The sequence below is a fragment of the Flavihumibacter rivuli genome, from assembly GCF_018595685.2.
In the GTDB taxonomy this organism is placed as follows: domain Bacteria; phylum Bacteroidota; class Bacteroidia; order Chitinophagales; family Chitinophagaceae; genus Flavihumibacter; species Flavihumibacter rivuli.
The window spans coordinates 1184211-1199528 of the sequence record NZ_CP092334.1 but is presented as its reverse complement, the minus strand read 5'-3'; the positions used below and the strand labels follow the sequence as shown (position 1 = coordinate 1199528).

The following is a 15318-nucleotide window of genomic DNA, read 5'->3' as shown; positions in this document are numbered from 1 at the left end:
GTCTAAAAAAGTATAATTGTCAATTACCCAATTTGGTCAACTATATCCTTAGGAAGCTTGCTTATGGCCTGCTGGTATTACTGGGGGTGGTGGTAGTGGTCTTTTTCCTCTTCCAGGGTTTTGGTGATCCCAGCCGGCTGGTGATGGGACAGAGGGCCGATGCAGCCACCCAGGAAAATATCCGGAAGGAACTCTACCTCGACCAGCCCAAGTGGAAACAATTCCTTTTTTACCTGAATGATGTTTCTCCTGTTGGTATCCACTCAAAAGCTGAGATCGAGGCCAAGAAACTAAAGGGAGTTTTCATTGGTGGGGATACAAAGTTGGGGTTCAAATTGCCCTACCTGCGACGTTCCTACCAATCCAAGCGGGAGGTTCTTGGGGTAATTGCAGAAGCCTTACCGGGCACCCTGATGTTGGCCACCGCTGCCATCGCTTTCGCAACTGTACTAGGTATTATGTTCGGGGTAATCGCAGCCTTGAACAAGGATAGCTGGCTCGATACCACCACCATCTTCACCAGTATCCTGGGCATATCGGCGCCTTCCTTTTTCATGGGTATCCTGATTGCCTATTTCCTGGGATTCCTCTGGTCGGACCTTACCGGCTTGCACATGACCGGCAGCTGGTTCGACCTGGACACCAATACCGGCAGCCCATACCTAACGCTTTCCAACCTGGTCCTGCCAGCACTAACCTTAGGCATTCGACCCCTGGCCATTATAGCCCAACTGACCAGGAGTTCCATGCTGGATGTATTGCAACAGGATTATATCCGCACGGCCTATGCAAAAGGTTTGGATAAAAGGGTGGTGGTATGGAAGCATGCCCTGAAGAATGCCCTCAATCCAGTCATCACTGCCATAACCGGATGGTTTGCCGAACTGCTGGCCGGGGCATTTTTTGTGGAATACATCTTTGGCTGGAAAGGACTTGGTAAGCTCACCGTAGATGCCCTGGAAAAACTGGATTTCCCCGTTGTAATGGGGGCTGTACTGGTATCGGCAGCTTTCTTTGTATTGGTTGGCATACTTGCCGACCTGCTCTATGGCTGGATAGACCCAAGGGCCAGGTCATTCGGTAATTAAGGCAGATAATGGTAAGGACCGATTAATCCTTAATTTGCGCCCGCTTTGTTAGCCGTCGAAAAAATAGCACTCTTCCAGTTCAAGAACTATCTGGCACAATCCTTCCATTTTTCGGACAGGGTGGTGGGTATTTCAGGCAAGAACGGTATTGGGAAGACCAACCTGCTGGATGCGGTTTATTATCTCTGCTTCACCAAGAGCTATTTCTCCAAGTCCGACGCACAGCATGTTTTCCAGGGGGCACAGGGTTTCAGGATTGAGGGCCAGTTCAGTAAACAGGGGACAACCCACAACATCGTTGCAGTGCTTCGGGAGAACGGTAAAAAGGAATTCATCATCGATGGCCAGCCTTGTGAACGGATGGCAGACCATATCGGGGAATTCCCGGCGGTGTTTATCGCGCCGGATGATGTGCAGATCATCACTGACGGGAGTGAGGAACGGAGGCGTTTCATGGATGCCCTTTTCAGCCAGCTCGATCATGAATACCTCTTGCAATTGATGCAATACAACAAGGTATTGGTGCAACGCAACAGCCTGCTCAAGCAAATGGCGGAAACCCGCCAAAGGAATACCGACCTGCTCGATGTGTTGGATCACCAATTGATATCACCGGCCAATTACATCTACACCTGTCGCAAGAACCTGTTGGGGCAATTGCTCAGGCAGGTAAAAGCCAATTATGCAACCATAGCAGGGGAGGAATATGACCTGGTGTTGAAGTATGAAAGCCAGCTGCATGAACTTTCCATGGCAGATTGGCTGGCCCGTAACCGGGAAAGGGATATGTATGCGCAGCGCACCCATTGCGGGGTGCATCGCGATGATATCGCCATACAGTTGAATGAGAAGCCCTTTCGCCAAACAGCCTCACAAGGACAAAGAAAGAGCCTGCTGTTTGCCTTGAAACTTGCTGAATTCAGCAGCCTCAAATCGAACAAGGGATTTGAACCGATACTGTTGCTGGATGATGTATTTGAAAAGCTGGATGCACAAAGGATGCATAACCTATTGCACGAAGTAGGTGTGAACAACCATGGCCAGGTGCTGGTGACCGATACCCATGAGGAAAGATTGGCGGGCACTTTTTCCTCATTGGGATTACCCTTTCAATCCATAAAACTTTCCTGATAATCCGGCACAACTTCATAGGGAGGGTACGGATTAAGATCTGGTCAGATACAAGGATGGATTCAAAAACGGGACCATTCTGCTACTCATCCGGGCCAACCAAAAGCCCCGGACCTCATGCTACACAGACCTGAATTGGTCTGAACGATGAGTAAACGGATCTTTCATAGGGTGGGTACGAACCTATACTGGATTTAACGAGCACTATTCCGATCCACACGTGGACACCTGAAATGGCCCTGTTCTTAAGGTCGGATCCTTTTCAATCCGGATCACTTGGAGTTGTCATATTCCCGGATCATCGAGGAAAGTACACTAAAGACAACCATCGGGTCCGGTTGGTTGCAACAACAACTTTCATTAAGGAATTCTTAGCAGTTTTATGGCTGCAGTGGGTGGGGGGATGGCTTTTACAGGCCGGATGCAGGGATTTTGCCCCTATCTTTGGGGCATGGGAGAGTATTCATTGGGCGATGCCATTGAGCAGTTCCTTAGGAAGAGCAGGCTGAAGGGGGCGGTGCAAGCCCTCCAGATCACAGATGTATGGGAAGAGATCATGGGCAAGACCATTGCCAAGTACACGGAAAGCATCAAGATTTACGGGGATAAGCTCTATATCACCACTTCGGTAGCACCGCTTAAACAGGAATTGCTGTACCAGAAAGATACCATTATCAGTCGGGTGAACGAGAAGCTGGGTGGAAATGTGATAAAGGAGGTGGTCATTAATTGACCATCCTGGCTATCAGTTCCTAATTCATTCATTTTCAAATTTCCAACCCTCCCGTCCGGGCTATAATAAAATTCCTGCCAGTACCATTTGGGCATGAAATTTTTTCCCCCCTTTCCCCTTATCTTTGCCCGTCTCAAACAAAATCTACTGTGGCAACGAAATTTTCTAAGGAAACCTACCTCTACTGGTATGAGCTGATGGTGCTCATCCGCCAGTTCGAATTGAAGGCTGAAGAGAAATATAAAATGGAAGGCAAGATCCGCGGTTTCTTCCACGCCTATGTTGGCCAGGAAGCCATTGCTGCGGGTTGCATGACTGCCACCAAGGCTGAAGATGCTTTCATTACGGCCTACCGCGACCATGGTCTGGCCCTGGCGAAGGGTATCAGTGCCAAGGCATGTATGGCCGAATTGTATGGCAAGGCTACAGGCTGTGCCAAGGGTAAGGGAGGAAGCATGCACTTCTTCGGCATCAAGGAAAGGTTCTTTGGTGGCCATGGTATTGTTGGTGCTCAGATCGGAACCGGTGCCGGTATTGCCTTTGCTGAGAAGTACAAGGGAACCGATGCGGTTTGCCTGACCTTCTTCGGTGATGGAGCTGCCCGCCAGGGTATGTTGCACGAAACCTTTAACCTGGCCATGCTGTGGAAACTGCCGGTGATCTTCATCTGCGAAAACAACAACTACGCCATGGGTACTTCCGTAGAAAGGACCTCTAACGTAAGGGATATCTATAAACTGGCTGACGCTTATGAAATGCCTGCTGATTCGGTAGATGGCATGAGTGCTGAGGCCGTTCATGAGTCAATGGCCAGGGCAGTGAAAAGGGCACGCGAAGGCGACGGTCCGACCCTGATTGAAATAAAGACCTACCGCTATAAGGGGCACTCTATTTCTGATCCCCAGAAATACCGTACCAAGGAAGAAGTGGAAGAGTACAAGCAGCGTGACCCGATTGAATTGGTATTGAAGACCATCCTGGACAACAAGTTTGCTACCCAGGAAGAGATCGATGCCATCAACAAGCGTGTAGATGCAGAAGTGGAAGAATCCGTTCGCTTTGCTGAAGAAAGCCCCTGGCCGGATGACAGCGAAGTGTATAAGGATATCTATATAGACCAGGAATACCCATTTATTGTTGACTAATATTATTTGGATGACCGGCAGGGTGAAAGCAACTGCTTAGCCTGCCGGTTTTTATTTAACCCGCCCTTTTTCAGAAACAAATCATTATGGCAGAAAACAAGAACATACCTGTTGAAGCAACCGAAACAAATGAAGTGGTTGATAAGGTAACAGGATTCTGGCAACAAAACAGTAAGAATATCATTATCGCGGTTGCCGCGGTAGTATTGCTGGCTGGTGGTTATGCAGGCTATAAGTATTTCATTTCCGGTCCAAAGGAAACCAAGGCAAATGAAGCCTTGTTCCGTGCTGAAAACTATTTCAGGATGGACTCCCTGCAACTTGCCCTTAACGGGGATGCTACCAATCCCGGCTTCGTGAAGATCATGGACAAGTACAGCGGTACCCCTGCTGCCAACCTGGCCCGCTTTTATGCCGGTTCTTCCTACCTGAAGCTTGGTGATTTCAAGAACGCCGAGAAATACCTGAAGGATTTCTCCTCTTCTTCCGTACAGGTGAATGCACGTGCCAAGAGCCTGCTCGCCGATGCCCTGGCTGAACAGGGAAAAAAGGAAGAAGCAGTAAAACTTTACCTGGAGGCTGCAAAGATGTTCGAGAAGGATGAGTTCAATTCTTCAGAATATTATTTCCGAGCCGGTTACCTGCTGGAAAGCCTGGGTAAGAACCAGGAGGCTATCGAAGCCTACAAGGCCATCAAGGAAAAGTATCCGCGCAGCGAGCGTGGCTTTGATATTGACAAATACCTGGCCCGCCTGGGAGTGACTGAATAAGTAAATTCCGGCATTGCCATTGTAGGGGAGAGGCTTTGTTGTAAATTCGGCCCACTAAGGACCGTATTTACAGAATAGCACTAATCTCAATTTCAACATTCAAAAATGGCTCAGGTAAGCAATAGTAATTTATTGAAATTAGATACAGGCATTCTTCCAAAGGATGCCTGTATTGTTTTGGTTAAAACGGAGTGGAATGCTGCCGTTGTAGATGAATTGGAAGCAGGCGCCATCCGCGTCCTGGAAGCTAATGGCATCAGCCGTTTCTCCACCATTACTGTTCCGGGTGCAGTGGAAATTCCCTTTGGCATCAAAAGTTATTGGGAGGCCAAGAAGTATTGGGATGACCGTCCCCACGCCTTCATTGCGCTTGGTTGCGTGGTCAGGGGCGATACCCCACATTTCGATTATGTATGCAAAGCAGTGACAGATGGTGTGGTGCAATTGAACCTCAACCTTCCTGTGCCAGTCATCTTTGGTGTATTGACCGTGAATAATGATGAGCAGGCAAGGGAACGCATCGGTGGCAAGCACGGCCATAAAGGTGAGGAAGCCGCCATTACTGCCCTAAAAATGATCAGCCTGCAGCGAAGCTTCAAAAAGTGATTATGAAGGTACAGTTATTCATTCCCTGTTTTGTGGACCAGTTGTTTCCCCAGACCGCTTTCAACATGATCAAGGTGTTGGAGAAGCTGGGTTGCGAAGTTTCCTATAATGAAGAACAAACCTGTTGCGGGCAGCCTGCTTTCAATGCCGGTTATTGGGATGAATCGAAAGCCGTTTGCGAAAAATTCATCCATGAAGTAAAGGATGCGGAGTGCATCGTGGCTCCCAGCGCTTCCTGTGCCGGTTTTGTGCGCAACTATTACCCGAAGTTATTCGATAATTCTTCCGTGCATAATGAGGTGAAGGATATCAGGAACCGGATGTTCGAGTTCTCGGAGTTCCTGGTGAATGTATTGAAGGTGGAAGATATTGGGGCCTCCCTGCCCCTGAAGGCGACCTATCATGATTCCTGCGCGGCACTCCGCGAATGCAGGATCAAGGAGGAACCCCGCAAGTTGTTGGAAAAAGTGAAGGGACTGGAATTGCTGGAGATGCAGGATGTGGAGACCTGTTGTGGTTTTGGTGGAACCTTTTCGGTGAAATACGAACCCATATCCATTGGTATGGCGGACCAGAAAGTGAGCAATGCCATGCAAACGGGGGCCGACTGCATTATTTCCACGGACCTTTCCTGCCTGATGCATCTCGATGGCTATATCCGCCATAAGCAACTCCCCCTCAGGACCATGCATATTGCAGATGTGCTGGCCAGTGGCTGGTAAACAATTTTGGGTGTCCGGGTTGTTATACTACTGTTCACAATTGAATTTTAAAACATTTAAAATCGTTTTTGCAAATGGCTTTCTGGTTGGTGAAATCCGAACCTTTTAAATACAGTTGGGACCAATTCGTAGCAGATAAAAAGACCTTTTGGGATGGCGTCCGGAATTATGCTGCAAGGAATAACCTCAAGGCAATGAAGAAGGGGGAACAGGTATTGTTCTACCATAGTAATGAAGGGGTTGAAGTAGTAGGTATTGCCGAAGTGGTGAAGGAGCATTACCAGGATCCTACCACCAATGAGGAAGCCTGGGTGGTGGTTGACCTGAAGCCGGTAAAGAAATTGAAACAGCCCGTACCCCTTTCCGTGATCAAGAATGACCCAAGGCTGGCCAATATGGCATTGGTGAAACTGACCAGGCTGAGTGTACAGCCGGTAACGGAAGAAGAATGGAAGGTGGTGATGGAGTTGGCCGGTGAGTAATAGCCTCACTCATTAATCATTTGCATATGGGCAGGAAAAAACTGGTAGTGTTGACAGGTGCGGGCATTAGCGCGGAAAGTGGTTTAAGGACCTTCCGTGATAGTGACGGACTTTGGGAAGGATATTCGATTGAGGAAGTGGCAACACCAAGGGCCTGGAAAAAGGACCCTCAACTGGTACTCGACTTCTATAATATGCGTCGCAGCCAGGTCCGTGAAGCCCAGCCCAATGCAGCCCATTATGCCTTGGCGGAATTGGAGGATACTTACGAAGTCCAGATCATTACCCAAAATATTGATGACCTCCATGAACGCGCCGGTTCATCCCAGGTGTTGCATTTGCACGGGGAGATCTTTAAGATGAGAAGTGACAGGGATGAACAATTGGTGACCAGGGTTGAAGGGGATATCAGGCTAGGGGACAAGGCACCCGATGGCGGACAATACCGTCCGCATATTGTTTGGTTCGAAGAACCTGTGCGCATGATCGAGCCGGCCATTGGGTTGGTACAGCAGGCAGATCTCTTTCTCATAGTAGGCACATCCCTTGTTGTCTACCCGGCGGCAGGGTTGGTCCAGTACGTTCCCCGTGGGATACCCAGGTATATCGTTGACAAGAAGATCCCTTATGGCGTTGAAGGCGCCGGCTTTGTGGCCATTGAATCACCGGCAACCGATGGATTGCCAAGGTTGATGGCAATGCTGAAGGAAAAGGGGATTTAATCTTTCCCTAACATCTCGCATCGTAATATTGGACCGATTAACCAGCATGAAGCAAATCAAGATCTTAACAGCCCTGGTGCTGTACAGCCTTTGTTCCACGGCCCAACTTTCAAAACCGCTGGAGCGACTGGCAAAACATATTGAACAGGTGCAGCCACCGGGGTTCGACTCCCTCCAACGCGGTAACCTTCTTTATGACAAGAAAGGCATCCATTACCTCAATGCCATTTACCATTGGCTGAAGATAAAGGCACCTGGCCGTGGGCAGCCCGTTTATACAGCCTACATGAAGCAGGGAGCGCAACGCATGGCTTTTGCAGGTGATTATACCTCTGCCAGCTACCTTGCAGCCAATGCATACGATTCACTGCCACCAGAGGCAGTGCAGGACATTTCTTTTTACCTGGACAGCTTAAAAGGCATTGCGTTCCGGCCGGCCACGGACTTGGTTTTGCAACTCAGTGCTGCTTCGCGGGTGGTGATGATCAATGAAGCGCATGACAAACCTTTCCACCGGGTCTTTACCCAATCCCTTTTAAAGGAACTCTATGGCCAGGGCTATCGTTACCTCGCCATGGAAATGCTGAGTAATTATCCGGATAAGGTGTTGGAAAAACCGGTAATGCAGACAGGTTATTTTGCGGCTGAGCCATTGGCCGGCGAACTGATCAGGTCAGCGCTGTCCATGGGCTACCAGTTGGTACCCTATGAAGATACGGCCGCTTCAGGGCATAGTGCCAGCCAGCGCGATTCTGTGCAGGCAGCCAATATTGCGGCCGTCCTGCAGCGCGATCCTGCTGCCAGGATACTTGTACATGCCGGTTATGCGCATATCGGTGAAGAACCTATGGGAAGGGATTATATGCCCATGGCCCTCGCATTCCAGCGGATGACCAGGATCGACCCGCTGACCATTGACCAGACCGAGATGAGTGAAGGCAGTAATTTCGGTTATGGCAGACTGTTATATGATCAATTCGTCGGCAGGAACAAACTGCAGCAGCCTTCCATTGCCATGCGCGGCAATAAGCCTTTCAGTTACCTGGAAAGCACGATGTATGACCTGCAGGTGATCCATCCCCCAACGGTATACCAGCATGCAAGGCCAACCTGGTTGCAAATGAATGGACTCCGCAAGCCAGTACCGGTAAGCCCGGGCGAGAAGAAACTGTTCATGGTGCAGGCCTATTATGCCAATGAATATGACGACAAATGGCCGGGAAAGTGGATACCGGCCGACCAGACCTATGTTGAAGATGCAGATGGTTATTATTGGTTGTACCTGGTGCCCGGAAAATACAAACTGGTCTTCCGGGATATGGATTATAACCTCCTCCGTACGAAGGAACTGGAGGTGCAATAAAAAAAGCGGCAAGCCGCTTTTTCACTAATGGTCAATCCGGAAGGAAACCTTGCAAATGACGCCATAGGTCGAGATCTTACCATCCTTTACATGTGCTTTGATATCCTGCACATAAACAGAGTCAATATTCCTGATGGTTTTAGATGCTTCGGCCACCGCGTTCTGGATGGCATCTTCGATACTCTTTTCTGAAGAGGCGATCAATTCAATTACTTTGACAACTGGCATAGTGATAGGTATTAATGATGAATAAATAAATGGGGAAAAGGGCAGAATTGAACCGCTACCGGGCAGTAACCTATACCAGTAATATTCCTTTAAAGATAAGCCATTCCATCTTCTGAAATGGTTGTCATTTGCTAAGGGTCACCCTTTCCAGGCTGGTCTGGGTATGGTCCTGCAGGTAAACATCCCGGATATACTGGTCCTTAAACGGCGCAACGGCATCCAGCCAGAAATCGTACTTGCCGGGTTTGAGTTCAAAAAGTATCCGGTTGCCTTTGATCGGTACCATCAGGGTATCGCCTTCATGGATGGCCCAGATATGCCGAAGGGCCATCATTGGTTGTACAGGCAGGTTCACAATGCAGGTTTCCCTTTTTTTGGATGCTTCCAGTGTGCATACGGCCAATATAGTGCCCATCAAAACCATCGCAGGTTTATTCATCATCAAGAGTTTTAAAGTAAATGACCGGGGCTGGGGATAATTCGAGAGGATATTGCCATGCAACCTTTCCAATCATTATGCCAGAATGGGAAAGCGTGGATAATTCAGCAGGCCTTCATGAGGGTTGGGGAATGCCATTGATGCCGATCACCCTGGTTTTGATGGCCACACCTTTGGAACTGGATGGGGCTGCCAGCTTTACCGTTTGGCCGGAAGGGATCACTCCGGAGCGGATGATCTCTGTATGGTGCAGCACACGGTTGGCAAGGAAATAATCTACAGCAATGACCACTTCATTCAGATCAGATGGGCCGGTGTTGGAAAGATCCAGTTCTATGCCAGAGATGCCACCAAACAACCCGACTGCTACCTTATTAGTCCTGAGATCGATAAACCTCCGGAGCGCTGCGAACTCGAGGGCGGGGCCCTTTGTCAGCGGGGTGAAACTGGTTTGGTGATAGTTTTCACCGGGAATGCCATCACTAGTAGGAAGCGTTGCCTTGGTTTGAATTATCGGCTTAGCATCGCCTTCCTCGCCTGAAGTAGCTTTTATGACGGGATCGTCGCCCTTATGGGAAGCATTTGTGGCAAGGGGAAGGCTGCCGGTAGTTTGGGTCACGATATTTTTCGGATCGGGAACCAGGGATCCGCCTATTGTTTTCTTTTCCCGGATATCCCTGAGCCTTACTGCACCGAAATAGATTCCGGCGACCAGCAGGATCAATAAGGCCGCAGCTACTGAAAGTCTGTATTGCTGCTCCTTCCTGGTGGTACCAGAAGGGGGGAGGTTCTTGAAATTACCCTCCTCCTTCAATGGGAGGGAAGCCGTTTCAATGGGAAGGGTGGTATTGAGCGCTTTGGTGGCTGGGATGTCCCTTTCCGGGGAGACAATGGCTTCCGTAAAAGTTTTCCGGGTATCCCTTACGCCTTCATTGCCGGGTAAAATGACCGCTACATACTTGGTTTCCGGCAGTTTAACGGATGCATTGGGGGAAGGGGCGGGCTTGCGTTCAGTAACAGGGCTTGCGATTTCGGGATTTACCGTTTGGGCCTTGTTTCCTGCAGGATGGAAATACTGTTGGTAAAGGTCATCTGTGGCAACGGGGGCGTGTGACTTCAATTCATTGATCTCACAGGGGTATCGCCAGGAAGCACTTTTCCCTTCCACCCACACCAGGTCATAGGCTTTCAGCCTCATGCTTATCAATTCTTCAATTGGATAAGGCCCTGATTCCTTATTGTTCCGAAGTAAGCGGTACAACTGCGCCATTTCTCCCCCCTTTTTGCTGGAAAATGATCCGGAAAATCCAGTTCCGCACCATGAATCTAAAATTACGGAAAAACATCATGAATTGTTTGTTGTGACCCATTTAAAAATGCCGTTAAAATGGTGGAAAAGTTGGGGTAAAAAGGAGCGTTTTTCTAAGGTTTTCCGCAGTAAATCAGGTAGATTTGCCCACCTTTCAAAGGTGGATTTTTTCTAAACCTAACAGAGCATTTCGGAATTCATAAATAAAGCATGGAAGACAATCTGACGCCTCAGGAAACGAACGATTCCAACAGGATTATTTCGATCAACATTGAAGAGCAAATGAAGACCGCCTACATCGACTATTCCATGTCGGTGATAGTTGGTCGTGCGCTCCCTGATGTACGCGATGGTTTGAAGCCCGTACATCGCAGGATCCTTTTTGCCATGAATGAATTGGGTATCACCCATAACAAACCCTATAAGAAGTCTGCCCGTATTGTCGGGGAGGTGCTGGGTAAGTACCACCCGCACGGTGATACAGCGGTTTACGATACCATGGTGCGGATGGCCCAGGAATGGAGCATGCGCCATACCCTTATCGATGGCCAGGGTAACTTCGGTAGCCAGGATGGTGATGGCCCGGCGGCCATGCGTTATACGGAGGTACGCCTGCAGCGCTTTGCAGAAAGCATGCTGGAGGATATCGAGAAGGAAACAGTTGATTTTACCCTCAACTTCGACGATTCGCTGGAAGAACCCACGGTACTGCCTACCCGCATTCCCCAGTTGCTGGTGAATGGTTCAACCGGTATCGCGGTAGGTATGGCCACCAATATGCTTCCCCATAACCTCGGGGAAGTGGTGGACGGCTGTATTGCGTATATAGATAACCGTGAGATAACGATCGATGACCTGATGAAGCATGTGAAGGCCCCCGATTTCCCTACTGGTGGTATCATCTGGGGGATTGATGGCATTCGCCAGGCCATGAATACAGGCAGGGGAAGGGTAGTGCTGAGGGGTAAGGTGCATGTGGATACCAAGCCCAGTGGCCGTGAGCAGATCATCATTACGGAAGTTCCCTACCAGGTAAACCGTGATGCGCTTTGTGACAAGATCGGTTCGCTGGTGATCGATAAGACCATCGAGGGTATCGCCCATGTGAACAACGAGTCCAACCAGAAGGAAGGTACCCGTATCGTTATTGACCTGAAACGCGATGCCGTTGCCAATGTGGTGATCAACCAGTTGTACAAATTCACAGAGCTGCAAACCTCTTATGGCATCAATAATGTGGCCCTGGTAAAAGGCCGTCCGCGTACCCTTAACCTGAAGGAACTGATCCATGAATTCGTGGAGTTCCGCCATGAAGTGGTGGTGCGCAGGGCCCAGTATGAACTGAGGGAGGCGCAGCGAAAAGCGCATATCCTCCAGGGTTACCTGATCGCACTGGACCACCTGGATGAAGTGATCGCCCTGATCCGTAGTTCCGCCACGCCGGATATTGCAAGGGAGAACCTGGTGAATGCCGGCTGGGGACTGGATGAGATCCAGGCAAAGGCCATCCTGGAACTGCGCTTGCAGCGATTGACAGGCATGGAAAGAGAAAAGATCAAGGAGGAGTATGATGAACTGATGAAGCTGATCGCCAGCCTGCAGGAATTGCTTGGCAATGAAGGACTGCGTTATGACCTGATCAAAAAGGAACTGACAGAGGTGAAGGACAGGTTTGCCACTCCACGCAGGTCGGAGATCACCTACCTGGCCGATGAGATGAATATCCTTGATTTCATTGCAGAGGAAGATGTGGTGATCACCATATCCCATCTCGGCTATATCAAACGGACATCCGCAACCGAATACCGTGCCCAGCGCAGAGGTGGAAGGGGAGCGATAGGGGGCAAGACCCGTGATGAGGATTATATCGAGCACATATTTGTGGCTTCCACCCACCATACAATGATCTTCTTCACGGAGAAAGGAAGGTGTTACTGGCTGAAGGTGTATGAGATCCCGGAAGGCGAGAAGAACAGCAAGGGCAGGGCCATCCAGAACCTGATGCAGCTTCCGCCGGATGATAAGGTGAGGGCGATCATCGATGTCGCTAACCTTGACGATAAAGAATTCGTTCAATCCCATTATATCGTTCTTTGTACCAAGAAGGGCATCATCAAGAAGACCTTGCTGGAAGATTTCAGCAGGCCAAGGCAAACGGGTGTTAATGCCATCACCATTGTGGAAGGCGACCAGTTGCTGGATGCCAGGATGACCGATGGCAACAGCGAGATCATGATGGCGGTGAAGAGTGGCCGGGCCATCAGGTTCCCTGAAGAGAAAGTAAGGCCAACCGGAAGGGGTGCCATTGGAGTAGGCGGTATTGAAGTGGATGAAGACAATGATGAGGTAATTGGCATGATATGTGTCGGGAAGGATGACACTTCCAAAACCGTATTGGTGGTGAGTGAGAAAGGATTTGGGAAGCGCACCCCGATTGATGAGTACCGGATCACCAACCGTGGCGGTAAAGGGGTGAAGACCATCAATGTTACGGACAAGACCGGACCATTGGTAGGGATCCTTGATGTAACCGAGAAGGAAGACCTCATGATTTCCTGCAGGAGTGGCCTGACCATCCGGACGGGAATCTCCAATATCCGCGAAGCCGGAAGGGCTACCCAAGGGGTGAAGCTGATCAGTCTACAGGAAGGAGATGAGATAGCAGCCATCACCAAGCTGGATGAGTTCGAGCAGGAAGCCCCGGTAACAGAAGCCTCAGCCGATGCAGAACCTAATGAAATCCCAAATTCAACCGATGAACCAACCGGAAGCGGTGAAAACCCATCTACCGAAACCGGGACAGAACAATAAAAACAAAAACAAAACATAGACTGATGAAAAAGATCCTTTTTACAACATTGCTTGTTTCAGCGGTAATGGGAGCGTCTGCCCAGAACCTCGAAAAGATCAAGGACAACTTAAAGTCAAAGAAATACACAGAAGCTAAGACCCAGATAGACCAGTTCCTGGCCAATGAAAAGAATGCCAAGAATGCAGAAGGATGGTATACAAAGGCCAAGGTATACAGCGAGATCGCGCAGGACCCAACTATGGGACCAGCAACACCCGATGCCCGTAAAGTGGCATTCGATGCCCTGAAGCAATATGTTGCCCTGGACGACAAGGGACAATATGTATTGTTACAGATCGATCAATACAAGCCGATCATGGATATCTACCAGGGTTTCTTCAAGGCTGGAGCTGATGATTACAACAGCAATAAGTATGAGTCTGCTTACGGCAACTTCAAGGGTTGTATGGAAGTAGGTGAATTCATGAACCAGAAGAAATGGAGCAACCTGGCACTGGATACTACCGTCGTATTGTATACCGGTATCAGTGCCGAGAAATCCAATAAGCGCGATGACGCTGCGATCTATTATGGTAAGCTGGCCGATGCCAAGGTAAGTGGCGAAGGCATGGGCGAGATCTATAAGTGGTTGGTGGATTACCACTACAATACCAAGAAGGACGAGGCCGCTGCCCAGAAATACCTGACCTTGGGTAAGGAAATGTTCCCCAAGGATGCATTCTGGTCTGCCTACGAACTGGATATGGCCCGTGATGCCGGCGACAAGAATAACCTGTTCAAGAAGTACGAAGAAGTACTGGCCCAGGACCCCAATAATGTAGCGATCCGTTACAATTATGCGGTGGAGATGTACCAGGAAGCCTATAAGCCGGAGATCAAGGATCGTCCATCCAATGCTGCCGAGCTGACTGCCAAGGCTGAAGAGAACCTGAAGAAGGTGGTAGAACTGAAGCCTGATTATGCAGCTGCTTTCCTGGTATTGGGACAGATCCAGTACAACCAGGGCGTTGATTACAATACCCAGAACAAGGCCATCCGTCCGCCAGCTGGTGGCAAGCTGAAGCCTGAAGAACTGAAGAAGAAGGAAGAATTGCGTGGTTTGATCGCCAAGAAATTCGATGATGCTATTCCTTACTTCGAGAAGGTGGATGAGATCCTTGGCAGCCAGGGCAAACTGAAGATGGAAGACAAGAGCCACCTGAAGGATGCTTATGACCTGCTGATCACCATTTACGATAACAAGGGTAACAAGGATAAAGTGACCTTCTACGAGAATAAGTTCAACAACGTAGACAAGGCCCACTAAGATCCGGGAGCACATAAATAATAGGAAAACGGTCGCATATTGCGACCGTTTTTAATTTTCATATAATATTGATTATTAATAGATAGCGGTAATTATTGTTCAATAATAATCCGGTAACTGTTTGTCCATTGTAATTCCTGCTTTGTCATGTTTTTACTGCTCACAACCGGTTATGTCTGTGGAATGGGTTCCTTGCTTTGGGGATAATCCTGATCAGATACAAAATGCTGGTGCCATATGCAGGTGGCTTTTCCAAGCTGTAAAGCGGCTTGATCGTGGGTAGGCCGTTTGACGGCCTAAGTTTTATCATTCTATTGGATATAACGACGGGAATAAGGATAAACTTCCAGCACCTTGGGAGTTTATTTGATGCAAATTCTGATGGTCCTGGACAAGCTCAAAAGACGGTTTATTTAGAGGGAATGGTTTGTCCTGAGTGTGTACTCAGGGACAACGTGCTTC

At 49.0% G+C, this 15318-nt stretch carries 15 protein-coding genes; 12 read left to right on the top strand and 3 right to left on the bottom strand.

Annotation, left to right across the window (positions count from 1 at the left end):
• Positions 1-32 precede the first annotated feature (32 nt).
• The 10 genes from KJS94_RS05380 to KJS94_RS05335 all read left to right on the top strand — a co-directional run bounded on the left by KJS94_RS05380 (position 33) and on the right by KJS94_RS05335 (position 8762).
• Positions 33-1088, top strand: a complete 1056-nt coding sequence (locus tag KJS94_RS05380) for an ABC transporter permease (protein WP_214446291.1) — start codon at positions 33-35, stop codon at positions 1086-1088.
• 45 nt (positions 1089-1133) lie between these two features.
• Positions 1134-2219 (top strand): DNA replication/repair protein RecF, encoded by a 1086-nt coding sequence (gene recF, locus KJS94_RS05375; RefSeq protein WP_214446290.1) that lies wholly within the window; start codon positions 1134-1136, stop codon positions 2217-2219.
• Between the two features lie 451 nt (positions 2220-2670).
• Positions 2671-2952 (top strand): DciA family protein, encoded by a 282-nt coding sequence (locus KJS94_RS05370; RefSeq protein ID WP_214446289.1) that lies wholly within the window; start codon positions 2671-2673, stop codon positions 2950-2952.
• Positions 2953-3101: 149 nt separating this feature from the next.
• Complete coding sequence (gene pdhA / locus KJS94_RS05365; RefSeq protein WP_214446288.1) at positions 3102-4097, top strand: pyruvate dehydrogenase (acetyl-transferring) E1 component subunit alpha; 996 nt, start codon at positions 3102-3104, stop codon at positions 4095-4097.
• Positions 4098-4183: 86 nt separating this feature from the next.
• A complete protein-coding gene (locus KJS94_RS05360) occupies positions 4184-4867 on the top strand; it encodes a YfgM family protein (protein WP_214446287.1) in 684 nt (227 codons plus the stop codon).
• 105 nt (positions 4868-4972) lie between these two features.
• Positions 4973-5473 carry a 6,7-dimethyl-8-ribityllumazine synthase gene (gene ribH, locus KJS94_RS05355; protein WP_214446286.1) on the top strand — a complete coding sequence of 167 codons (501 nt, stop codon included), beginning with the start codon at positions 4973-4975 and terminating at the stop codon, positions 5471-5473.
• A 2-nt stretch (positions 5474-5475) separates the two neighbouring features.
• Positions 5476-6195 carry a (Fe-S)-binding protein gene (locus tag KJS94_RS05350; RefSeq protein ID WP_214446285.1) on the top strand — a complete coding sequence of 240 codons (720 nt, stop codon included), beginning with the start codon at positions 5476-5478 and terminating at the stop codon, positions 6193-6195.
• Positions 6196-6269: 74 nt separating this feature from the next.
• Entirely contained in the window at positions 6270-6677 is a 408-nt protein-coding gene (locus tag KJS94_RS05345) for an EVE domain-containing protein (protein ID WP_214446284.1), read from the top strand.
• 26 nt (positions 6678-6703) lie between these two features.
• Entirely contained in the window at positions 6704-7399 is a 696-nt protein-coding gene (locus KJS94_RS05340; RefSeq protein ID WP_214446283.1) for an SIR2 family NAD-dependent protein deacylase, read from the top strand.
• A gap of 46 nt (positions 7400-7445) precedes the next feature.
• Positions 7446-8762 (top strand): hypothetical protein, encoded by a 1317-nt coding sequence (locus KJS94_RS05335; RefSeq protein WP_214446282.1) that lies wholly within the window; start codon positions 7446-7448, stop codon positions 8760-8762.
• Between the two features lie 24 nt (positions 8763-8786).
• On the opposite strand, the gene KJS94_RS05330 is transcribed toward KJS94_RS05335, so the two are convergent.
• From KJS94_RS05330 to KJS94_RS05320, 3 genes are all read right to left on the bottom strand, one after another.
• The gene (locus tag KJS94_RS05330) at positions 8787-8990 is read right to left on the bottom strand and encodes a dodecin (RefSeq protein WP_214446281.1); all 204 of its coding nucleotides are present in this window, start codon (positions 8988-8990) and stop codon (positions 8787-8789) included.
• A gap of 124 nt (positions 8991-9114) precedes the next feature.
• Positions 9115-9405: a hypothetical protein gene (locus KJS94_RS05325; RefSeq protein ID WP_214446280.1), complete on the bottom strand. Its 291-nt coding sequence runs from the start codon at positions 9403-9405 to the stop codon at positions 9115-9117.
• Between the two features lie 139 nt (positions 9406-9544).
• Positions 9545-10699 carry a hypothetical protein gene (locus KJS94_RS05320; RefSeq protein WP_214446279.1) on the bottom strand — a complete coding sequence of 385 codons (1155 nt, stop codon included), beginning with the start codon at positions 10697-10699 and terminating at the stop codon, positions 9545-9547.
• A 249-nt stretch (positions 10700-10948) separates the two neighbouring features.
• Here KJS94_RS05320 and gyrA point away from each other — a divergent pair, with 249 nt between their 5' ends.
• Positions 10949-13549 carry a DNA gyrase subunit A gene (gyrA, locus tag KJS94_RS05315; protein WP_214446278.1) on the top strand — a complete coding sequence of 867 codons (2601 nt, stop codon included), beginning with the start codon at positions 10949-10951 and terminating at the stop codon, positions 13547-13549.
• A 23-nt stretch (positions 13550-13572) separates the two neighbouring features.
• The gene (locus tag KJS94_RS05310) at positions 13573-14856 is read left to right on the top strand and encodes a tetratricopeptide repeat protein (RefSeq protein ID WP_214446277.1); all 1284 of its coding nucleotides are present in this window, start codon (positions 13573-13575) and stop codon (positions 14854-14856) included.
• Positions 14857-15318: the final 462 nt, after the last annotated feature.